Here is a 21,573-nt window from a genome sequence, read left to right as displayed (position 1 = left end):
AATGCTTCTGGGGCGAGAAACGGTCGAATTGCCCGGTGCCCTAAAGGGAATGCTCAACTTCGCCAATCCCGATTCGATGCCCGGTCAATTGGCCGCAACAACGGTTTCAGGAGCCGTTGAAACATTAGCGCATAAATATATTGCAGGCGACAACATTCAACAGGTGATCAAAACCATTGAACAGTTGCGCAAACAAAAAATGACCTATACGGTGGATCTGCTCGGTGAAGCCGTAGTAACAGAAGCAGAAGCCAAGCTGTATCTGGATCGATATCTGGATTTGATGCAGCAGCTCACAGAAGCATCGCAACGCTGGTCTACAGTCGATTTGATCGATCAGGCCGAGGGTGAACCGTTGCCCAAGGTGCAGGTTTCGGTGAAGCTGACCGCCTTCTACTCCCAGTTCGATCCCCTTGACGCCAAGGGCAGCGAAGAACGAGTCAGCGAACGAATTCGCCGCTTGCTGCGCCGCGCTCAGGAACTGGGAGCCGCTGTTCACTTCGATATGGAGCAATATGCCTACAAAGACCTGACGCTGACCATTCTGAAAAAGCTGCTTTTGGAAGAGGAATTCCGCCATCGCACCGATCTAGGCGTGACGCTACAAGCCTATTTACGCGATTCCTACAATGACTTAAAAGATCTGATTGAATGGGCCAAAGAGCGCGGCACTCCGCTGACGGTGCGTCTGGTCAAAGGCGCTTACTGGGATCAGGAAACGATCAAAGCCAATCAGCATCACTGGGATGTGCCGGTTTTCGCCCATAAAGTTTCCACCGATGCCAACTTCGAGCGGATGACGCGCCTGCTGTTGGAGAACCACGAGTATCTTTATGCCGCAATTGGCAGCCACAATGTCCGCTCTCAAGCTCATGCCATTGCCATTGCCCGCGAACTCAACATTCCTCGCCGCCGCATCGAGCTGCAAGTCCTCTACGGCATGGCTGATAAACTCGCCAAAGCCCTGGTCGATCAAGGCTTCCGGGTGCGCGTCTACTGTCCCTACGGCGAACTGATTCCCGGCATGGCCTACCTGATTCGCCGCCTGCTCGAAAACACCGCCAACCCCTCCTTCCTGCGGCAAAACCTAGAAGAACGCCCAATCGAAGAACTCCTCGCCCCTCCCGAAAGCACGGAGCTAACCAACTCCACGCCAGCCAATCTAACTCCCTCCCCGATTCAACCCTTCACCAACGCTTCTGACACCGACTTTGCGATTGCCGAAAAGCGTGACCGGGCACTGGCGGCGATCCAAACCGTGCGGCAGCAGTTAGGTAGAACCTACCTACCCTTAGTGAATGGTGAGTACATTAATACCCTAGACCACATCGATTCGCTGAATCCTTCGAATCCAACCGAAGTGATTGGTCAGGTGGGGCTGTTGAGCATCGAACAGGCCGAGCAAGCGATTCAGGCTGCCAAGGCCGCATTTCCTGCCTGGAAGAAAACGCCAGTCAAAGAGCGAGCCAATATTCTGCGTCGTGCTGCCGATTTGATGGAAGAGCGTCGGGCTGAGCTGTGCGCCTGGATGGGGTTAGAAACCGGCAAACCTTTGGGTCAAGCTGATCCAGAAGTTTCCGAGGCCATCGACTTTTGCCGCTACTACGCGGACGAGATGGAGCGTCTGGAACAGGGCGTGAATTACGATGTGGTGGGTGAAACTAACCGCTACCATTACCAGCCCCGCGGTGTGTCGCTGATTATTTCTCCTTGGAATTTCCCGCTGGCGATTCCTACAGGTATGACAGTGGCATCGCTAGTGACGGGCAACTGCACCCTGCTTAAACCAGCGGAGGTGTCATCGGTGATTGCCGCCAAACTGGCCGAAATCTTAGTCGAAGCGGGCATTCCTAAGGGCGTATTTCAGTATGTTCCCGGTAAAGGTTCAACCGTGGGTTCGCATATGGTACGCCACCCCGATGTTCATATGATTACGTTCACCGGATCCCAGGAAGTGGGCTGTCGGATTTACCGAGAAGCGGCGGAACTGCAACCCGGCCAAAAACATTTGAAGCGGGTGATTGCGGAAATGGGCGGCAAGAATGCCATTATCGTGGATGAAAGTGCTGATCTGGATCAAGCAGTGCAGGGCGTGGTCTATTCGGCCTTTGGCTATAGCGGTCAGAAATGAATGTGCCTGCGGCCATTCGCCTCAGTGGAAATTTAGATCAAACGGCCTTGGAGCAGGCGTTTGACTGCATTATCCAGCGGCACGCGACCTTGCGCACCAGATTTGTTGTCCGCGATGGAGAGCCAGTCCAGATTATTCTGAATAACGTGCAAGTCGATTTTTCAGTTATAGATTTGCACACGGTACCGAGTCATGAACGAGACCAAATTAGCCAACAATTGGCGGCGGCTGAAGCGCAACATCCCTTCAATTTAACGGTTGATGCACCGCTGCGAGTATCGTTACTGCAATTTGAGCCAACTGAGGTGCTGTTGCTGCTAACGATGCATCACATTGTGGCTGATGGTTGGTCCATTGGCGTGCTGATCCGGGAATTGGCTCACTTTTACGCTGCACTGGTAGAAGGCCGAACCCCTAGCTTGCCTGCTTTACCGATTCAGTACACCGATTTTGTTTATTGGCAGCGCAATTGGCTACAGGGAGAGGTTTTAGCGCATCAGCTTGCGTACTGGCGCAATCAGCTACGAGATCTGCCGATGTTGAATTTGCCAAGCGACCGGCCTCGTCCTGCAGTTCAGACCTACCGAGGCGCAACTCAGCCGCTGCAAATTTCTCCCAGCCTGACCCAACAGCTAGTCAGCTTGAGTCAGCAAGCCGGAGTGTCGCTGTTTATGACCCTGCTAGCGGCCTTTCAGACTTTGCTACATCGCTACACCCAACAGGACGATATTGCTGTCGGTGTGCCAATCGCGAATCGCCATCACAGCGATTTGGAAGAATTAATTGGCTTTTTTGTGAATAGCTTAGTGATGCGATCTGATCTGTCAGAGAATCCGACATTTCGTGAACTATTGGAACGGGTTCGGATCACTGCCTTGAAAGCCTATGAACACCAAGATTTACCATTTGAGAAGCTGGTTGAAGCCTTAGATCCGGATCGAGACCTTAGCCATAATCCGCTGTTTCAAGTGGCCTTTGCTCTACAAAATGCTCCAGTGCAAGCCCTAGAGTTGCCGCGATTGAGGCTGGAACCCGCACCTTTAGAGACCGCCAGCACCCGATTTGATCTGGAAATTCACTTGTGGGAGCCAACTCAGGGATTGCGGAGCCTCTGGCCGTCTCAGGACGGTTTAAGTGGTTTTATCTCCTACAGTACGGATCTATTCGACGATGACCGCATTCACCGATTGATCGGCCATTTTCAAACTTTACTAGCAGGCATTGTGGCTAATCCTGAGGCTCGTCTATCGGATTTACCACTGCTTACACCCTCCGAATATCAGCAAATTTTAGTTGCCTGGAACCAAACCGAAACTCAGTCCACCACCGATCTGTGCTTTCATCAACTCTTTGAAGCTCAGGTGCAACAAACTCCAGAGGCGATTGCGCTTGTGTCTGAACCAGATTGCCTCACCTATAGAGAACTAGACGAACGAGCCAATCAGCTAGCCCAACTCTTGAAGCAAATGGGCGTTCAGCCCAATACCCTGGTAGGACTAGCGGTGGAGCGTTCTACTGACATGGTGATCGGAATTTTAGGAATTCTCAAAGCCGGCGGAGCCTATGTCCCCCTCGATCCCAGTTATCCTGATGAACGGCTGCACTTCATGCTAACCGATACCCAGGTGCCAATTCTGCTGACCCAATCCTGGTTGATGGCCTCCTTCCCTACCTGTGAAGCAAAACTGTTTTGCTTAGATCACCTCTCTGATGTCCCTATCCCTTCCATTTCTGCTTCTGCCTCGTTCCCTCAACACTCGCTTGTCACCACAGATAACTTGGCCTATGTCATCTACACCTCTGGTTCCACAGGTGTTCCCAAAGGCGTTCTACTGTCCCATCGTGGTTTATCTAATGTAGTGCAAGCCCAGCAGCAACTCTTTGATGTCGACTCCAATAGTCGGATTCTGCAATTTAGTTCTCTCAGTTTTGATGCATCTGTGTTTGAAATTGCGCTTGCCTTCGGTTCTGGTGGCACGCTGTACATTCCACCCAAATCGGCTCAGCTACCGGGAACAGCCCTAGTGCAATTTCTTCAGGACAACGCCATTACCCATGCCCTGCTCACCCCAGCCGTGCTAGCGGTTCTACCGGCAGCCGATCTGCCAGCCCTAAACAGTTTGTTGTCAATGTCAAAGACCTACCCGACATTGATGGCACCCCCACCAATCTCACCCTCAGCAATAGCGAAATCATCGAAAATTCGCCAGCCAATTCTGTTATTGGCACCCTGATCACTACCGATGACAGCAATGGGCCTTTCACCTATACCCTGGATACGAGCTTTGGTGATGGAGATAAGTTCACAGTCAATAACGACCGGCTGATCCTCAAACCCGTTCCTGATTTTGAAACCAAACCGCAGTACACGATCCGGGTCAGGACTACCGACCCCGATGGCCGCAGCCTCACCAAGCTGTTAACCGTCACGGTTAAAGATATCAACGAAGCCCCCACGAACCTAACCCTCAGTACCAGCACCATCGATGAAAATAAACCGGCAGATTCGGTTGTAGGAACCTTTACACCGACGGATCCTGACGCCAACGAAACCTTCACCTACTCACTGGTAGCTGGCCCTGGCAGCGCCGACAACAGCGCCTTCCGCATCGTCGGTCGAGAACTGCGCCTGATCAATGCACCAAACTTTGAGGCTAAACCTAGCTATTCGGTTCGGGTGCAAGTGAAAGACAAGGGTGGGTTGGTATTTGAGAAGCCCTTCACGATCAATGTCCGGGATGTGGGAGAAAGACCGACCGATATCCGGCTCAGTGCTACCAGCATCCAGGAAAATAACCCGGCAGATGCTGTTGTAGGCCGTTTTAGTACGGTTGATCCCGACCCGAATGAAACCTTTACCTACGAGCTGGTTACGGGTACGGGCAGTAGCGATAATGCTGCCTTCCGGATTGTCAACAACGAACTGCGGCTGCGCAATTCAGCCAATTTTGAGACCAAGCCGTCCTACTCGATTCGGGTCCGCACGACGGACAAGGACAAACTGACGTTCGAGAAGACGTTCATCATCAATGTCACAGACATTAACGAACGACCAATTGACCTGGCCCTCAGCTCCACCATTATTGACGAAAACAAACCAGCGAACTCGGTAGTCGGTAAATTCACAACCATCGATTCCGACAAAAATGATTCTTTTTCCTATCAGCTTGTGTCGGGGCAGGGCAGCGCCGATAACAGTGCCTTTACAATTGTGAATGGCGAGCTGATTCTCAAGAATCGTCCCGACTTTGAGACCAAGCCTTCCTACTCAATTCGGGTCCGCACCACCGATTCCAAAGGTCTCAGTCTTGAGAAAGCATTTACCATCAGGGTCAGGGACTTAAATGATGACCCAGGGACAAATCCACCGCAGGACATTCTGCTCAGCAATAGCCGCATCAACGAAAATATTCCGGCAAATTCAATTGTTGGCAACTTCAGTACGATTGACCCTGATCAAAATGAAACCTTTACCTACACGCTGGTAAATGGAACAGGTAGTGCTGATAATAATGCTTTCACAATTGTCAACAACCAGCTGCGGATCCGGAACATCCCCGACTTTGAAACCAAACCCAGCTACTCGATTCGAGTCCGAACCACAGACAAGGGCAACCTTCCGTTCGAGAAGGTGTTTACAATCAACGTCAACGACCTACCCGAACTGCCGGGAACTAATCCGCCCCGCGATCTGCTGCTCAGCAATAGTCAAATCGACGAGAACATTCCAGCTAATTCGCTAGTAGGCCGATTCAGCACGGTTGATCCCGACATTGGTGATAGCTTTACCTACGAGTTGGTTTCCGGACAGGGCAGTACCGACAACAATGCCTTCACCCTGATCAATAATGAGCTGCGGCTTAAGGGGGTTCCTAACTTCGAGGCCAAACCCAGCTATTCGATCCGGGTTAGAACCCGCGATAAAGGCAATCTGGCATTGGAAAAGGTGTTCACCATCACGGTTAGGGACTTACCAGAAACACCTGGTACTTCCGTGCCACAGGACATTCGGCTATCCAACGATCGGATCAATGAGAACGTTGCAGCGAATTTTCTGGTTGGCAATTTTAGCACTGTTGATCCAGATACAGGCGACAGCTTTACCTACGCGCTGGCAGCTGGCACTGGTGATACCGACAATAGCGCCTTTACCATTGTCAACAACGAACTGCGCCTGAAAGCCAGCCCCGACTTTGAGACTAAACCCAGCTATTCGATTCGAGTTCGAACTTTGCTTATCACCCTAAACCCAGAAGAGCCTAAAGATTCCAAAATTCACTCACTTTTAAAAGCACAAAAGCCGGCCTATTGGGCCGTTTCAGCGTTCTATATTTAAATCCATAATTAGTTTAACGATGAGTCATTTTAGTTGCACTCACCGTGCTTGAAACTCAAACTCAAACATCAATTATTTTAGCTATTGTAGATCGGTTTAATTATTAACATGCCCTGCTTATAAGCAGGCCGGTGGAATTCTTTGTAGGACGCATTTCGACTACGTTCAATGCTCAATCCCTGGCTAAGAGGCTACGGTGTACACACAAGTCGCTAAATCAGTCCTACAGGGTAGGGCTAATTCTGGTTATGAAACTACAGCAATCCTTGATCGGATCTGAACGGGGTGCAGGGGTTCCACCCCTGCGTGGGGGCAACGCCCCCACACCCCCTGTTCACAATCAATTTGTGAATGCTGTATGTCTCGTTAATAGGGTCACACTAAGATCTACTCTTTAAACCTCCAAAATCCACCGCTAATCGCTTCAAATCACTGTTGTACATACTATCCATTCGGTAGTCCATTCAGAAGTTGATTGGCTGGAGTTCACATCGGTGTAGGCTTGATCTAGCTATTGAAATCGCTGCCTCACTTGCTATGCACAACTTCAACTCGTCCGATCAACATCAACAGGCTCTAAATCAGGAGCGGCGGGAGATTCTACAGCAGATCGAGGACTGGTTCGACATTCCCATGCTCATTCTTAGCATTGTTTGGCTTGCTCTATTTGTGATTGAACTCACATATGGCCTTACGCCTTTGTTAGAAGCAGTCAGCATGACCATCTGGATTGTATTTATTGTGGATTTTGTTGTCGAATTTCTCCTAGCGCCTGAGAAACGTCTTTATCTACAACGAAACTGGCTGACAGTACTATCCCTCGTCCTTCCGGCTCTCAGGGTTTTCCGTATTTTTAAATTCCTGCGGGTTCTGCAAACTACACGTACTATTCGCAGTCTCTGGCTCTTACGCTTACTCACTCAAACCAATCGCAGCATGCGGACCTTGGCAACGAGTGTGCGTCGGCGCGGCTTCGGCTATGTGGTTGGCTTGACAGGCTTGGTGACGTTAATAGGAGCGGCAGGGATCTATGCCTTTGAACAGGATGTACCCAATACAGGTATTCCAGACTACAGTACTGCCCTCTGGTGGACAGCCATGTTGATGACAACGATGGGAACTGACTATTCACCCAAAAGCCCGGAAGGAAGAGTGCTTTGCTTTTTTCTGGCGCTCTACGCCTTCGCCATGTTTGGCTATCTCACAGCCAGTATCGCCAGCTTTTTTATTGGACAGGATGCAGCTGATCCCAATAGCGAGGTTGTAGGAATGGAGGCAATGGCCGATTTAAAGGCTGAAATTGCTGCCTTGCGAGCTGAAATCCATACATTGAACAATCAACAGCAAGAACAATCATAGATGTGGTTGAGGCAAATCACAGCTACTAGTTGCTGATGAGGTATAAGGCGAAATCTTTAAAGGTCAGGAGTCAGAAGTCAAGAGCCAGGAGCTAGAAGTGGGATGGACAGGTTACGCTAAGGGGTAATTCATTGTCGGTGTAGCTGCTTCTGCCCGTAAGATTTCGATAAATATTCATGCAGAAGATTGCTTAGGATTGCAGTAAAAGCCCATTTGGTGAGACTAAGTTGATATAAATATAGAATGAGACAAATAAGTATAACCTATACTGCAAACGACAAGGCAAGAATAATTTAAAGATGCATACTAGCTTTAAACACAAGTTGAAAATGCGGTAGACTTTTTTAGTAAAGGATGGAGAAAATAGACAAAGGTTATTCTTGGTATCTCCTATGTCAAGCATTCCTCGGTTCCTCCGCTGTCCCAATTGTGGCTCTGATGACATCATGAAGAATGGCACCACTCGACGAGGCAAACAAAACTACAAATGCCGGGATTGTGGTCGCCAATTTGTCGAAAACCCTCAGTGGAAACGACGGGAACCAGACAAGAGCGCCATAATTGACCGCTTGCTGTTAGAGAAAATTCCTTTGGCAGGCATCGCCCGCGTGCTCAAGTTGTCCCAATCGTGGTTGCAACAGTACGTCAACAGAATAATAATCATTCTCATTTTTTTAAGAAAGAACTTACGTTTAGCCGCAATCGCTGCCGCGATTGTCTGGCTGGCCGAGTCAAATGGTGTTATTCAGCTAGGTGATTGGCGACCACAGTGCCCAAACCTTCCAGCATCTGTGGCGCATCGTGCGATGCTGGGGGTGTTTCTTTTATGTCATCGATGGTTGGAAGGTGTACCCACTGGCAAATCAAAATTCCCAACTGACAGAACCAATGATTGTAAATGGCTCGTTCCTCACAGCGAAGACGCCGCTGCCTCCGAGAGCATAGTCACTATCGAATAGATTGCTGATATTAATTGCCGCATTGAAGCGATCGCGTCGATAGTAAAGGGCTGCATCGGTGCGGAAGTAACCATCGAGTATCTGGGTGTTACTCGAATCTCCCGGTCGTTCACCCACATAAAATAGCCCCAGTCCAAATCCCAATCCTTCCAGACTGCCGCTCTGAATCTGATAGGTTGTCCAGAGGCTAGCTTGATGCTCCGGCACACCCCCAACTTGATTGCCTGCAAAAACGGGATCTTCCGAAATTTCAGCATTGGTGAAAGCATAGGAGGCAATGATGTTCCAGCCGCGTAAAACCTCTCCTCCAATCTCTAACTCAATCCCGCGACTGCGTTGCTCTCCGATCTGAATTTCAAAATCAGGGTCGTCGGGATCGGCTACGTTGACGTTCGTCTTCGTGATCTCATAGGCGGCTAAGGTTGCTGAAAGCCTGTCTAGAAAATCTGTTTTAACCCCAACTTCGTACTGCGTTCCTCTACTCGGCTCAAACGCGCTGCCATCTTGGCTCAATCCAATGGTTTGGTTGAACGATCGACTGTAGCTGGCATACAGCGAAACGGTGTCACTGGGCTGATACACTAAACCAATTCGAGGACTGAAGGCTCCATCATTTTGAATTCGCCTACTTTCTGTCGTGCTAAGTTCTCCAGGCTCACCTCCTTGAGTATCGCTACTGAGCCAATCGTAGCGACCGCCAATCAGTAATTTCAGACGATCGCTCAAGGCGATCTGGTCTTGGATATAAGCTGCATAATTTGTAATCCGCGTCAGTCTGTCGAACTCTGGAACCAATTCGTCTGGGGCATAATCATAGTTTGGGTTGCGAATGTCAAAAACAGGTACATTGGGGGCAAACTGAGCAGTGTAGTCATCTTCAGAGAGACTAGCGTCAAAGCCGACTAGCAGTTGGTGGGCAATTGATCCAGTCTCAAACTCCGCCAGTAAGTCAACCTGTCCAAAATATCTGTTTCTGCTAGATTCATTCTCGCCAACTCCGAAGGTAAAAAAGCGATCGTCTTCGATAGTATCTAGCGCACCTGAGCGATTATCGATGAAATCAGCCAGCGAGATAGCGAAATTATGCCGCAACTGTAAGTCTTCGTTAAATTCGTGTGTGAATCTATAGCCCATTCTGTGGTTTGTGATCGCGTATAAGCCCGGAATCGGATACCCCAGGTACAGATCTCTGGGTGTCAAACTGCCATCACTCAGGAATGCTGCATCGGTTTTGGGGGCATCCGAGAAATACCGAGCATATTCATAGTAAAAGTTGAGGGTGGTTTGATCTCCCAGGTTTACAGTCAGTGAAGGGGCAACCGTGATCAGTTCCTCTTCGACAAAGGGTTGAATATAATCTGAACGTTCGTAGCCAGCAATCAAGCGATACAGGACATCTCCATCTGCGGTGAGCGGCCCGGAGAAGTCGATGCTGGGCTGAACGTACCCATAATTGCCTGCTTCAAGTGCAACTTGGTAATAGGGTTCACTAAGCGGTTGCCGAGTAATCCTGTTGATTACGCCACCGGGTTCTACAGCCCCGTAGAGGATGGAAGCGGCTCCTCTAAGCACTTCCACGCGCTCGATCGTTCCAATCGGAATGATGTCAATATAATCCGCATCAGGAACCGCATCACGTAAGTTTTCCCTCGGTGAAAAGCCTAGACCAAAGCCTCGAATACTCACACCTCCTGAGGGCGCACCGAAGATGTCTCCACTATCAACAACACTTGGGACAGTTTGCACTGCCTCAGTTAAAGTTCTAACGTTGCGGTCTTCAAGCACCTGTCGCGGTATGACCGTAATCGCTTTTGATGATTTTGGCACTGGGTATTCTTCCCTTAGCTATCTGCATCGGTTCCCGATTGACACGCTGAAGGTTGATCGCTCCTTTATTCAACGAGTAGATATCGATGGCGAACAATTGGCGATTGTGCGAACCATCATTACCCTGGCTTGGAATCTGGGCATGGAGGTGGTGGCTGAAGGGGTGGAGACTCCCAAGCAATTAGCTCAGCTTCGCTCGCTCCGCTGCGAATATGCCCAAGGCTATTTATTTTCCCAACCGCGAGATGTGCAGGCGATCGAACCCCTGTTGACACAAGAACTAGAGCAGGGCCAGTTTAAGCCGTTTGGCAATCGCAGTGTGTAGAATTGCTAAATTTTCTGGGATTGCGCAGCGATTGGCATCAACCTTTTGATCAATTCAGTAATAATCTGTAAAGTTTTACGGATTATCCAATCACTCCAGCCGGTAATACCGCTAATATCGGCTAAATAACCCTAGGTAATTTGCTATTATGCGTCCTGCTTTCTCCAATGCTCCGACTGAGGTAGAAACCCAAACTCGCATCTTACAAGCCGCCAGGAAGCTGTTTGCTCGCCACGGCTATGACGGCACAACCACGCGGGATTTGGCACAGGAAGCTGGCGTTGCTGAGGGGACAATTTTCCGTCACTTCGAAAATAAAAAAGCGATTTTGATCGAGGTTGCCACTCAAGGTTGGGTCGAAATTCTGACGGATTTGCTCACCGAGTTGAGTGAAATGGCTAGCTATAAAGCCATCGCCCAGGTGATGCGGAAACGGATGCTGAACCTGCACCAAAATGCTGATCTGCTACGGGTTTGCTTCATGGAAGCGCAGTTTCATCCAGACCTACGCGAACAAATTCAGTCTGAGGTGATCACTAAAATGACGGACGTGGCGGAAGCTTTTTTTGAAACGGCAATGGATCAGGGCATCTATCGCCGCATGAATCCTCGAATTGTGGCTCAAGTTTTCTTAGGCATGTTTACCATTGCCGGGTTCAGTCGAGACACGATTATGCCTGGTGATTCGTCTCCCCAAGCCATGCTGGAGATGGCTGAAGGCATGGCCGATATTTTCCTAAATGGAGTGCTGGCTGCGCCTGCTTCTTAAAACTTGATTACTCATGTGCCTGACTATCTATTTCGCCTCTATCTATTCGCCTCTACCTATTGACAGAGAACAACATCAAACGTTATATTCATCCTGAAGCGAAGGGAAGTAGCTGCTAGCATAGAAAGATTTCTCGTAGGCTAGACTACTTAAGTCAACATACTGGTGATGAACCTGGCTTAAGTGACAGGCGCTGATTGCTTAAAGTCAAGATGAAACAAGATTTACGTAGAATCGTGTTTTCAGCTTAGGCGTTCAGAAGCTTGTAAGTGAGACCTTCACTGAGTTCACAGATGTGAGCTTGGTGGAGTCTTATGGTTCATCAAGCTCACTCAGATCCATATGATTCCCTAACGATTTGAGAGAGGAGCTTGAGGATGTTGACTGCTTTTACCGCAGGGCTTTTATTAATTACTGTTTCCGAGTTAGGCGATAAGACATTTTTTATTGCCGCTATTTTGGCGATGCGTCACCCTCGGCGTTGGGTGTTTATAGGAGCAGTGGCAGCCCTGGCTCTAATGACCATTTTGTCAGTGCTATTCGGTCAGGCGGCTACCCTACTGCCAGCCATTTATGTGCAGTGGGCTAAAGTGCTCTTGTTTGTGGGCTTTGGCTTCAAATTGCTCTACAGCGCTAGCCAGATGACGGATCAAGCCTGCGTGGAGGAGCAGCAAGAAGCACTGCTGGCAGTTAAACAGGCTGAAGAGAAGCTGCCGAAGCGGCATACTCCCATTGCTATCGTTACAGAAGCCTTTGGGTTGACCTTTTTAGCAGAGTGGGGCGATCGCACCCAGATCGCTACGATTGCCCTTGCGGCTGCTAACAATCCAGTTGGTGTGGCGGTAGGAGCTATCCTAGGTCATGCTGTTTGTGCCGCCATTGCAGTAGTTTGTGGGCGGATGGTGTGTGGCCGCATTTCTGAACGCACGATCACGATGTTGGGTGGTACGCTATTCCTAATTTTTGCTGCTGTTGGTTTATATGAACTGCTGCAAGCTTAAGGATAGAAAGTAACAAAAATTAACACTCCTTTTTCTGGGTAGTTACGGTTCCCAACCGGGCCCTAGGGTACTGCGGTTTTTTGCACCAAGGTTTAGCGTATGCAATCGACCGTTGGCGAGCTGTTGCGCCCACAAGCGCCGGTGGGTAAGCTTTAGCCAGAAACCAATCAGAATGAGGCTTTCAGCTTTATGTCACGTCGCTTTTCTCAAATCAAGAAGGGGGCCGAATACGATACAGCCCTGACAAACTACGTCGATTACATCCGCAATGCCGCCACCAGGCCAACCAAGCGGCTACAGGGAGGCACTCGTGGGGGTCGTAGGCAGACAGTGCCCGCAGCTTTGCGCCCATTCGGAATGGATTTAGGCGAAAATGCTTTTGTATTAGTTCGAGTTTCCCAGCAGTCAGTGACCGGACTGGGCAACGCGCTGACGAACCGGCTATTTATTCAGGGAACCCAGCTAGCTAATGCGGATCGGCTCTCTGGATTCCGTCCAGCTCGCGTGCAAGCATTCCAAGGAAACGGTAACGCGGCCTATGTGCAATCAAAAATCACCAAGCTGTTTTACCTCAAGTATGAGGGAGATAGCTTCACGGCCCCATTTGGAGCGCTGACTACGGCAGAAGAATTTGAGACCGGAGCTAGCGCGGTTCGGACTGCGGTAGTAACCGCATTCGGCGCGGCTGACATCAAGCGAATCTCATTCACACCTGAGAAGGTCCCCGTCTGATGCTGGCCGCCAGTCTAATTGAAACGCCACTCATCATTACGGCGGGCATGAGTGATGAGGAGCTGGCGGCGGAGTGGGATGCAATGGTTCGGCGCTCGAAGCTGACCCAACAATTGATTGATGGGCAGATTGACTGGGAATTCTATTTTGACTGGATGGCTCAGCATGGCTATGAGCCAGCCGAACTGCTAGATACGGCTGAAGAAAACTTAGAGTTTGCCATCAAAGAAGAGATTTTCATCGAGCGCTAATGGATCGCCGCTTTCTCGATTTCACCGATACCCTGGAATGGAACCTGGTAGAGCGAACCAGCTACCAGGCTCCACAAACGCCTACGCCCTACCAGAATCGCCTACTAGCTAGAAGCTGGGTGATTGAAAATAGCCACGTGCTTTTAATTGGTTGTCGGAGCGACTCGGCCCGATCCTATTGGGTAACGGCGGGCTGGGCATCACAGCTCTTACTGTTTCTGCCCAGCACAACCAGCAACTTTCCCGCAGCCACCCAGACCAGACGCACGCGGTTGCAATTGGGATTGCTAACGCTTTGCGTCTTTCCTAAAATTTCACCGTCTTGGTTGCTGCGGGTTGATTTCCCCTACTGGCTCGATGATGTTTCCATTGAAATCTGGCGCTACGATGGCGCGGATCTCACTGTATTTGAGCGGATCGATGCACTAGAGCAGCAGCTCTGAGATTTCCCATGATGAATACCCTGACAATCGTTAGTGCTGCGATTACCCTAATCGTAGGAATACTCAGCATCCTAGGCACCTTTGCCAAGGTACAAACCTTGCTGAATCGGTTAGAAACTCGTGACCTAGAGCTGAGAGAAGAAATGAGGGTGCTACGGGTTGAAATGGAAAATCTTGACGATCGGCTGTCGTTGACAACTCAGGGATTAAAAGAGCGAGTAGAGCACATCAACTTGAGGGTTTCTACCCAGCTCAAAGAAGTTGTCAACACTGTTGGCAGTATTGAGGCTTATCTACAGAAAAACACGACTTACGAGCGGCGCAACTCTAGCTGAGCCTCGGAGCTAGGAGAATCAGTTGAGATAATGAATTGGGATATTTGCTACTTGCGAATAGCTGAAAATCCCAATTATAAAGCTCTACAGCCAATAAATTAAAGTTTTGGGGTAGTAGGGGTCGTGGGTTCAAATCCCGCCGCTCCGATTGAATGAGACCCGCTATATCAGCGGGTTTTAGCATTTTAAAAAGTTTGAAGCCATCAGAGAATCACAGCACCAACTGCAACGTGAGGCTTGACTGATGGCAGAAACCAATAGGAACGCACTTTGGAGACTCTGGTAGACTTTGCCGATATTCATCGTCAGAGCCTCACTTGAGCGAGAGCATCGAGGCACTAACGGTTCAAAGGGGACACTTCTCAGAAAATCTGACGCGTTTTTTGAGATCTGCTTCTGTTAAGAAAGCCTCATAGGGAGCTAGCGGATCGACTCCCTGAGATAGCACATAGATTTGGCATTGCCTCACAAAGCTATCCCAATCCTTGAACCCAATTTTGGTTAGTTCTTGAAAAATAGATTGCTGGCGATTTTCATAGAGACTTAAAATTTGATTTGGATCGAAATCACCAAAGTCTTCTTCCTCAATCCAATCCTGATCAGCCTCAAGCTCATCCATTAAAGCTTCAAGTTCTCTAAGTTGATGCGTTGTTTCGCTAACACCAGAGAGTTTTTGGGCGGATTCTGCCAAGCTAGCATCTATTTCAGAAACTGCTAATTTAAGTTCTTGGAGAACACGATTTTGGGCTTGTAAAGCAATACCAAGCTCCACAATAAGTTTATTAGAAAGCATCTTAGACTCCAAAGGCTTGCTTCCGCTTAGCAATTGATTGCTGCATGAATTTCAGTCGCTCAGTCAACAGTCTAATTGCTTCGCGATTTGCTTCTGCATCAGAAGCACTAGCCTCAAGGTTAATCGCTTTTTCTTGAAGACCCTCAATTTGCTCTACTAACTGATTAATAGCTCCTTGCATGTTTTTAATCACTAGCTGCGCTTTGCGTTCTTTTTCAGCTTGTAACTGTGCCTTCTTGGATTTGTCTCCTGTATCAAGTAGGGCATTAACACCCATAAAAATGCCAGTACCTAAAAGAATAGGAAGCGCTCGCGGTGATCCAGCAGTGTGATGGTATTTATCAACTGGTCGTGAAGCTACTGTACGGGAGTGGTCTTCGCCTGAGCGAAGAATTGCGCTTACGAGTGAAGGACGTTGACTTTGCTCAACAGCAAATCGTGGTTAGAGATGGGAAAGGCAGCAAGAGCCGTGTGACCATGCTGCCATCAAGTGTCGCAGCAGAATTGCGAGATCATTTAGTAGGTGTCCAACGGCAACACCAACGAGACTTGAGTCGAGGGTTTGGAGCCGTGAATCTACCCTTTGCGTTGGAGCGGAAATATCCGCATGCCAACCAGGAATGGATCTGGCAGTATGTATTTCCATCCAGTTCAATTGCCAAAGATCCACGTAGCGGGCTAATGTGCCGACATCATTTACATGAAAGTGGCGTACAAAAAGCAGTTAAACAAGCAGCAAGGGCTGTAAAGCTCACCAAGCGGATTGGCTGCCACACCTTCCGGCACAGCTTTGCTACTCATTTGTTGGAGAGCGGGTATGACATTGGCACGATTCAAGAACTGCTTGGGCACAAGGACGTTAAGACAACAATGATTTACACTCATGTGTGGAATCGAGGGGGGCGTGGCGTCAGAAGTCCGTTGGATGGGTAGCGAGGTTTGAGGTTTGTAGCCTGATTTGGCAGAGCAGGGTTTAAGGGTTCAGCTGACAATCGGTGTCTAGCCAAGCAGTGGTTTGAGCCAAGCAAGGGATTCTGTTGAGGCAACATTCACCCACGGTTAACAATTACAGTGCTACGCTTGTGTTTCTCCCTGCTTTGGTTTATGCTTTGCGATACTAGTTTTTCTCGGTCCCGAAGAGGGCTAGTGGGCCGCTCAAGGCAGGCGATTCGGGGCGCTGATCCAAAAGTGTTGACACCACTTAAGGACCAGCTCACCTGACTCTCTGCGACAACCAGAGAGCAAGGCTGTGTTGATTGTACTGTGCAACGGTACTGTCTAGGCAGCCTCGTTTGATGCGTCCTGTAGTCAGGCATGGTGCCTTGAGCGATTTCTTTAGCGAAATCAAACAAACGAGGCTAAACCGAATGAATACCGAATGTAACGAATCACGGACCGTAATCGATCACACCTATGGAGACGATAGAGCACAGATCTGGATTATTGGTACTCGCGACCAGGTGATTCACCAGATGAACGAGTTCTATGTCCGCAATCTGGTGCCGGACCGAGCCAAGTTCACCCCGATCATCCCGGCCCCCTTTGCCAAGGGCAAATTCATGACCGTGCTGGAACGCTAATCGAATCCTGAACCGATAGGCTCAGCGCTGATCGATTCACAGGAAGATCAACGACAGGAAGATCAACAATTAGGAGCGGGGAGCTGTCTCTGCTCCTGTTTTGGTGCTGTAAAATCTGCTTAACTGTTCTCCTTGTTGTCCCACGCTCGGATTAGCTGCTGATGATCTGGCGGTAGATCGACCCACTTCACGAGCTTGTAGCGGCTACGGATGAAGCCTTCCGGGGTCTTATATCGGCCTGTCTCTATGTCCATGCCGACAACTGGGTAACGCAGTTCGCGAAGGCGTTTCTGCCAATCCTCTTGCCTGTCGCGGACGTTCGCAATGTCTTCGATGTAATGGGAATCGACCCACTCGCCTTCGTGCATCCGCAAGAACCGCGCTATCCGTTCGTGGACGGACTCGATTTTGACCAGTTCGGCCATTTCATCAGGATCGAACGACGCAAAAAAGTCGCGCTTGCCGTGATTGCATTGGACGCAAATGGCCCACAGGTTCTCATCAACTGTCAAGCCGCCCCATGTTTGCGGGACGCGATGGTCTACCTGGAGTTTGATGCCGTCACCTTCAACGGTCCGCCCGCACATCTGGCAGCGGCCTTTGGCAAGGTTCAGGATGCGCGCCCTTTGCTTTCCGCTGATCGCCCCGGAGTCGGTTTTGACGTTTTGCTTTTCGCCGCGAAAAACATACACCCATCTGCCATCCACCTTCTCATAGGGGACGTGATAGTATTTGCGGACGTGCCGCAGCCGTCGCATTAGTTGCTCTTGGTCGCCCGCGTCGCCAACTGCGGCTCGAATCTCGGCAGCATTTAGACCATCAGGATGCTTTTGCAGCAGTTCGAGGATTCCCACCCCGGCAGCACTGCCAGCTTTAACAGGGTCAATAGTCGTCATGGCTGACACCGTGTCACCTGCCCAACGGTCGGTCAATATGAGCAAGATCAGGGCAAAGGATACCAAGCCCGAAATGATTGTTCGGCGTCTGCTTCATCGAGCAGGCTACAGGTATAGGCTCCACCGCCACGATTTGCCGGGCAAGCCAGACATCGTATTCGGATCACGACGCAAAGCGATCTTCGTTCATGGCTGCTTCTGGCATCAGCACTCCGATACCGCTTGTTTGGATGGGCGAAGGCCGAAGTCAAACCCAGACTATTGGAACATAAAACTAGCTCGGAATATCGAGCGTGATGAGCGGAACAGAGCGGCTTTGATGGGGCAAGGTTGGGACATACTCGTGATCTGGGAATGTGAAGTTCGCGATCCCAATCTGCTTGATAGGCTCACTGCATTTCTCGACTAACACTGTCTCGCACCGCCTGCTGATGTGCGACTTCGCAAAATCCCACTGATTTGTCGCACGGACGTGGCCCAGAACTCATGTGAGACATTGTCCCGCAGGTCCAAAACTCTAGCGAGACAGGAGTATTTGCAAGGTGCCGAGACCTGCCCCTTGCAACGGGTTGCAAGTGCGATGCACTAGCTTTTAGATGTTGGACTGGGGATTGGAATGGCTGTTTTCTGCCGTTTTTGAGGCACTTGCTGCGTGACTTCGCCTGCACGGCATGCCAGCATTTTCCTCTGTCGGGAGGAAAACCATGCTCATCGGATACGCTCGCACGAGCCAGTTACATCAGCGCGCCGGGCTGGAGGGTCAGATTGAAGACCTGAAGGCAGCAGGGTGCGAACGCTTGTTCGTGGAACAGGTCTCGGCACTGTCGCAGCGCGCCGAGCTTGAAGCGGCACTCGGATATTGCCGGGAGGGGGATGTCCTAGTGGTGAAGCGCATGTGCCGCCTCGCCCGTTCGACGGTGGAACTGCTGAACATCGTGGCGAAGCTCGAAGCCAAGGGCGTCGGCGTTCGGGTGCTCGACTTCGGCGGGGGTGAACTCGACACGAAGTCCGCCACCGGACGATTACTCATCACCGTGCTTGCCGCAGTCTCGGAAGCCGAGCGCACCATGATGTTGGAGAGACAGCGGATCGGTATAGCCAAGGCCAAACAGGAAGGGCGCTACAAGGGCCGTGCACCAACGGCGCGACGCAAGGCGTCGCAGGTGGCGGAGCTTCGCCAGTCCGGCCTTGGCGCTACCGAGATCGCCGCCCGGCTCGGGATCAGCAGGGCAAGTGTCTACCGTGTGCTCGCTGAAGGGTCAGCGGCGTGATGCCGCAACGTCCCCAACGCATATTCGCCGATGTGACGGCGGCACTTGAGGATGCCCACGATCTCGCCGTGCAGGGCCAGTCACCGGACCTGACCACACAGCCGGTCTGTTCCAATTTCCCGGCAATCTCCGACGTTCCTGCGGCGATCTGCCTGTCGGACGTGCCCTCACGCAGGGTGACCAGACCAGAGATCGTATCTACGTGTGTGTGTGAGCACTCCACTTCGACCGTGAAGACATCGGCTTGCCCGGCATCGGCAATTACTGTGGCGTCTTTTGTAGTGATTGTTGTCGGAACCCCTGTTGCGGTTGCAACGCGAGTTTTTCCGGCGGAAAGAATTCCTACAACTGAATTGCCCGAAAAATTAAGAACCATGCTGGTGTCAGCGTTAAGTTCGATCCGACCATTCTTACCAAGGCTGATCGTTGCACTCGAATTAGGGCCTGTAACGATCGTACTGCCAGAAATGACCGTTGCATTCGAAACGGCAGTGATCCCGTTAACAGTAACCTGTCCAGTAACCGTGATCTCCGCGGTTACATCTTTTGAAAAAGCGAGTGCCACTGTCGAATAAACGCAAAGAACAGCAACGGCGGTCAATGATGTAAGAATTTTGCGAAAGCTATTTTTGCCAAGCATTTGATTCAATTTCCTCCTGTCGATCCCCTGTAATTTATAAAGATTTCAATCCACGGCAATGATAACTGCCGTGGAGCAGTTTAGCAAAACCCTAGCGAGTAGGACTGATGACGGTACCGCCACCTCCAAGATCCGCACGATTCGATTCTTTCAAAGTGGCATAAAGAATCCCGGCTACTGCGCCGCCCATTGCAAGTGCAAACCAAACCCAAGCGGCGCCACCTTTATCGTCATCATCGTCATTTTGACGGGCTTTGCCGGTTGCGGTTGCTGTCTCACCCGAATTCACAGTTACCGTCCCTGACGGTGTCTTTATTTCACCAGCTACAGAAGAGCTGAGGATCTTTACCGATCCTGATGTAAGCTCACCGCCAAATTTATCGCCCGTCAGGTCTAGTGTATAGCTTGTATTCGGAGCGATCTCAATACGACCAATGCCGTTGTAACTGATCACAGCATAAACACCTTCGGGTGTAACAACAGTACTTGGAGCAAATACGGTGCGTCCCGACCGCGAAGTTTCACCGTTGATCAAGATCGACGGTACTTCATTAGTCCCACTATTTCCAAAAACAGTCAAATCTCCAGCCAGCTTGCCCGGTACGGCAAGGGTGACCATCGAATACGTCGCAAAGACAGCGACCATCAAGCACGACGACAGTGCTCTTCTAATCAAAAGGTTACAAGTCATATCTCTCCTCTTAAATCGCCAGTTTTCAATGATTTCAAAAAAAGCAGACCTTACAACTTTTACACAAATCCTCACAGCGTGTCAATAAAAGTCACGCTAAACGTTCAAACCGTGAAAAGAATTCCTTGACAGCCCGTAAAACTTCTAAGCTAAGGATTTGTGAGACCTTTATATCACAAAACCACACTAAGACAAAGAAATAAATGTCTGGTCACAAAAAAATACCCCCGAATCCAACGCTATCTGACCCAGGCCTGGCAAGGTTTCAGAGCAGAGGTTTGCGACCTCGGGCCCTAATTAAGTTTGCGGGACCATATCTATTAATCTATTAACCCGAAGTTGGGTGGGGCAAGAATGGCCGAAGAAAGATCATCATAGGAGGAAATCAAGCTATTTCGCAGGCGAAATTTGGAAAATTGAGTTGCCCTGAATTTCGGCAATGTAAGTTCTACTTCTGCTATAGTTTGGAGAAGCTTTATGGTAATGATGAATTTAATTACCTTATGCATCTCGTAACCGACAAAGATGTTTTTGGATATGATGCATCATTAGCAGTAATTGCAGCTGATGTTGGGGGCACAAATATCCGGATCGGAGCCATTAGTCCCGACGGAAAGGTCATTGAGAAATTCTCAAGAAAGACTTTTCATTCCGCAGGGCCCTCAGAATTCGTCCGGTCTATATCTGAAATGGCCAGAGAGCTAATTGATTCTCGTCTTAAGGGATTCAAAGTGGTCGGGTTTGCAGCGGCGTTTCCGGCAGTCTTAGATATTGGCTCTGGGGTGGTGACCGAATCACCGAACCTCCCGTTTTTGAATGATTACCCACTTAGAGCTCAGTTCTCTAATTGTTTTGATGTTCCAGTCGTAGTAGAAAACGATGCGACTGCTGCTGCTGTCACACCGTAGTCTATACAAAAGTCTAACCTTCTTAACCTTTTAAATAGGCTGCAAGAAAATTTTGTCTTTATTTAGCCTCTAAAGGGGTCAAGGGGTGAGCTATCAAACTGCCAAATTCCTGACTGGCCGATTAACCGGTTCCCTAATCGAGAAAAGCAAATAAATATAGAACGCTATTGGAACCTGTAGAGAGAAACTGGAGTCGCAAACCCTAGTAAACTCAGGTCTGCCGCTTTGGCAGACTGTATCTGAACCATCAATTCCAAGGGGCAAAGTCAGCCATAATCAAACGAAATGGTTGTCAGCAATACTGCTGATAGAGATGAAGTCCCTGA

General features: G+C 49.8%; 22 protein-coding genes and 2 pseudogenes. 18 read left to right on the top strand and 6 right to left on the bottom strand.

Translation table 11 applies throughout. The features are described from left to right. The first annotated feature begins 1 nt into the window (after nucleotide 1). From JVX88_RS22595 to JVX88_RS44305, 6 genes and pseudogenes are all read left to right on the top strand, one after another. A complete protein-coding gene (locus JVX88_RS22595) occupies nucleotides 2–2,131 on the top strand; it encodes a proline dehydrogenase family protein (protein ID WP_211620443.1) in 2,130 nt (709 codons plus the stop codon). After that, complete coding sequence (locus JVX88_RS22590) at nucleotides 2,128–4,365, top strand: non-ribosomal peptide synthetase (RefSeq protein WP_211620441.1); 2,238 nt, start codon at nucleotides 2,128–2,130, stop codon at nucleotides 4,363–4,365. Before JVX88_RS22595 ends, JVX88_RS22590 begins: the two co-directional genes overlap by 4 nt. A gap of 449 nt (nucleotides 4,366–4,814) precedes the next feature. Then, nucleotides 4,815–6,467: a cadherin repeat domain-containing protein gene (locus tag JVX88_RS22585; RefSeq protein WP_211620440.1), complete on the top strand. Its 1,653-nt coding sequence runs from the start codon at nucleotides 4,815–4,817 to the stop codon at nucleotides 6,465–6,467. Nucleotides 6,468–7,004: 537 nt separating this feature from the next. After that, the gene (locus JVX88_RS22580) at nucleotides 7,005–7,826 is read left to right on the top strand and encodes a potassium channel family protein (RefSeq protein ID WP_211620438.1); all 822 of its coding nucleotides are present in this window, start codon (nucleotides 7,005–7,007) and stop codon (nucleotides 7,824–7,826) included. A 392-nt stretch (nucleotides 7,827–8,218) separates the two neighbouring features. Continuing rightward, a pseudogene (locus JVX88_RS22575) lies at nucleotides 8,219–8,341 on the top strand (IS1 family transposase); the annotation flags it as partial. A gap of 238 nt (nucleotides 8,342–8,579) precedes the next feature. Next, nucleotides 8,580–8,681, top strand: a pseudogene (locus JVX88_RS44305) (IS1 family transposase); the annotation flags it as partial. A gap of 8 nt (nucleotides 8,682–8,689) precedes the next feature. Here the strand turns inward: JVX88_RS44305 and JVX88_RS22565 are convergent. Further along, on the bottom strand, nucleotides 8,690–10,612 hold the full coding sequence (locus tag JVX88_RS22565) for a TonB-dependent siderophore receptor (RefSeq protein WP_225931143.1): 1,923 nt from the start codon (nucleotides 10,610–10,612) through the stop codon (nucleotides 8,690–8,692). On the opposite strand from JVX88_RS22565, the gene JVX88_RS22560 reads away from it, so the two are divergent. The 7 genes from JVX88_RS22560 to JVX88_RS22530 all read left to right on the top strand — a co-directional run bounded on the left by JVX88_RS22560 (nucleotide 10,581) and on the right by JVX88_RS22530 (nucleotide 14,468). Next, a complete protein-coding gene (locus JVX88_RS22560; RefSeq protein WP_263975215.1) occupies nucleotides 10,581–10,937 on the top strand; it encodes an EAL domain-containing protein in 357 nt (118 codons plus the stop codon). The genes JVX88_RS22565 and JVX88_RS22560 overlap by 32 nt on opposite strands. A gap of 148 nt (nucleotides 10,938–11,085) precedes the next feature. Then, the gene (locus JVX88_RS22555) at nucleotides 11,086–11,706 is read left to right on the top strand and encodes a TetR/AcrR family transcriptional regulator (RefSeq protein WP_211620432.1); all 621 of its coding nucleotides are present in this window, start codon (nucleotides 11,086–11,088) and stop codon (nucleotides 11,704–11,706) included. 377 nt (nucleotides 11,707–12,083) lie between these two features. Further along, nucleotides 12,084–12,707 (top strand): TMEM165/GDT1 family protein, encoded by a 624-nt coding sequence (locus JVX88_RS22550; RefSeq protein WP_211620430.1) that lies wholly within the window; start codon nucleotides 12,084–12,086, stop codon nucleotides 12,705–12,707. A 189-nt stretch (nucleotides 12,708–12,896) separates the two neighbouring features. Beyond that, nucleotides 12,897–13,439: a hypothetical protein gene (locus tag JVX88_RS22545; protein WP_211620428.1), complete on the top strand. Its 543-nt coding sequence runs from the start codon at nucleotides 12,897–12,899 to the stop codon at nucleotides 13,437–13,439. Next, nucleotides 13,439–13,690: a hypothetical protein gene (locus JVX88_RS22540; RefSeq protein ID WP_211620427.1), complete on the top strand. Its 252-nt coding sequence runs from the start codon at nucleotides 13,439–13,441 to the stop codon at nucleotides 13,688–13,690. The genes JVX88_RS22545 and JVX88_RS22540 overlap by 1 nt, the downstream gene beginning before the upstream one ends. After that, on the top strand, nucleotides 13,690–14,133 hold the full coding sequence (locus tag JVX88_RS22535) for a hypothetical protein (protein WP_211620425.1): 444 nt from the start codon (nucleotides 13,690–13,692) through the stop codon (nucleotides 14,131–14,133). The genes JVX88_RS22540 and JVX88_RS22535 overlap by 1 nt, the downstream gene beginning before the upstream one ends. A gap of 8 nt (nucleotides 14,134–14,141) precedes the next feature. After that, nucleotides 14,142–14,468: a hypothetical protein gene (locus JVX88_RS22530; protein WP_211620423.1), complete on the top strand. Its 327-nt coding sequence runs from the start codon at nucleotides 14,142–14,144 to the stop codon at nucleotides 14,466–14,468. A 346-nt stretch (nucleotides 14,469–14,814) separates the two neighbouring features. Here JVX88_RS22530 and JVX88_RS22525 read toward each other — a convergent pair whose 3' ends face one another. Then, nucleotides 14,815–15,261 (bottom strand): hypothetical protein, encoded by a 447-nt coding sequence (locus JVX88_RS22525; protein ID WP_211620421.1) that lies wholly within the window; start codon nucleotides 15,259–15,261, stop codon nucleotides 14,815–14,817. A gap of 1 nt (nucleotide 15,262) precedes the next feature. Further along, nucleotides 15,263–15,538, bottom strand: a complete 276-nt coding sequence (locus tag JVX88_RS22520) for a hypothetical protein (RefSeq protein WP_211620419.1) — start codon at nucleotides 15,536–15,538, stop codon at nucleotides 15,263–15,265. A gap of 38 nt (nucleotides 15,539–15,576) precedes the next feature. On the opposite strand from JVX88_RS22520, the gene JVX88_RS22515 reads away from it, so the two are divergent. Then, nucleotides 15,577–16,194, top strand: coding sequence for an integron integrase (locus JVX88_RS22515; RefSeq protein WP_211620417.1), 618 nt, complete (start codon nucleotides 15,577–15,579; stop codon nucleotides 16,192–16,194). A 434-nt stretch (nucleotides 16,195–16,628) separates the two neighbouring features. Further along, complete coding sequence (locus JVX88_RS22510) at nucleotides 16,629–16,841, top strand: hypothetical protein (protein WP_211620415.1); 213 nt, start codon at nucleotides 16,629–16,631, stop codon at nucleotides 16,839–16,841. A gap of 119 nt (nucleotides 16,842–16,960) precedes the next feature. Here JVX88_RS22510 and JVX88_RS22505 read toward each other — a convergent pair whose 3' ends face one another. Continuing rightward, a complete protein-coding gene (locus JVX88_RS22505; RefSeq protein ID WP_211620413.1) occupies nucleotides 16,961–17,737 on the bottom strand; it encodes an HNH endonuclease in 777 nt (258 codons plus the stop codon). Between JVX88_RS22505 and JVX88_RS22500 the strand changes: the two genes are divergently transcribed. Further along, nucleotides 17,736–18,146 carry a very short patch repair endonuclease gene (locus JVX88_RS22500; RefSeq protein ID WP_211620411.1) on the top strand — a complete coding sequence of 137 codons (411 nt, stop codon included), beginning with the start codon at nucleotides 17,736–17,738 and terminating at the stop codon, nucleotides 18,144–18,146. The two genes, JVX88_RS22505 and JVX88_RS22500, sit on opposite strands and share 2 nt — an antisense overlap. 295 nt (nucleotides 18,147–18,441) lie before the next feature. Next, nucleotides 18,442–19,008: a recombinase family protein gene (locus tag JVX88_RS22495; protein ID WP_211620409.1), complete on the top strand. Its 567-nt coding sequence runs from the start codon at nucleotides 18,442–18,444 to the stop codon at nucleotides 19,006–19,008. On the opposite strand, the gene JVX88_RS22490 is transcribed toward JVX88_RS22495, so the two are convergent. Both JVX88_RS22490 and JVX88_RS22485 read right to left on the bottom strand, forming a co-directional pair. Beyond that, nucleotides 18,959–19,648, bottom strand: coding sequence for a FecR domain-containing protein (locus JVX88_RS22490; protein ID WP_211620407.1), 690 nt, complete (start codon nucleotides 19,646–19,648; stop codon nucleotides 18,959–18,961). The genes JVX88_RS22495 and JVX88_RS22490 overlap by 50 nt on opposite strands. 91 nt (nucleotides 19,649–19,739) lie before the next feature. After that, nucleotides 19,740–20,339: a hypothetical protein gene (locus JVX88_RS22485; RefSeq protein WP_211620406.1), complete on the bottom strand. Its 600-nt coding sequence runs from the start codon at nucleotides 20,337–20,339 to the stop codon at nucleotides 19,740–19,742. A 464-nt stretch (nucleotides 20,340–20,803) separates the two neighbouring features. Here JVX88_RS22485 and JVX88_RS22480 point away from each other — a divergent pair, with 464 nt between their 5' ends. After that, nucleotides 20,804–21,247 (top strand): ROK family protein, encoded by a 444-nt coding sequence (locus JVX88_RS22480; RefSeq protein ID WP_211620404.1) that lies wholly within the window; start codon nucleotides 20,804–20,806, stop codon nucleotides 21,245–21,247. The last annotated feature ends 326 nt before the right edge of the window (nucleotides 21,248–21,573 follow it).

The organism is Leptolyngbya sp. 7M (assembly GCF_018128485.1).
This window is presented reverse-complemented; position numbering and strand designations above follow the sequence as displayed.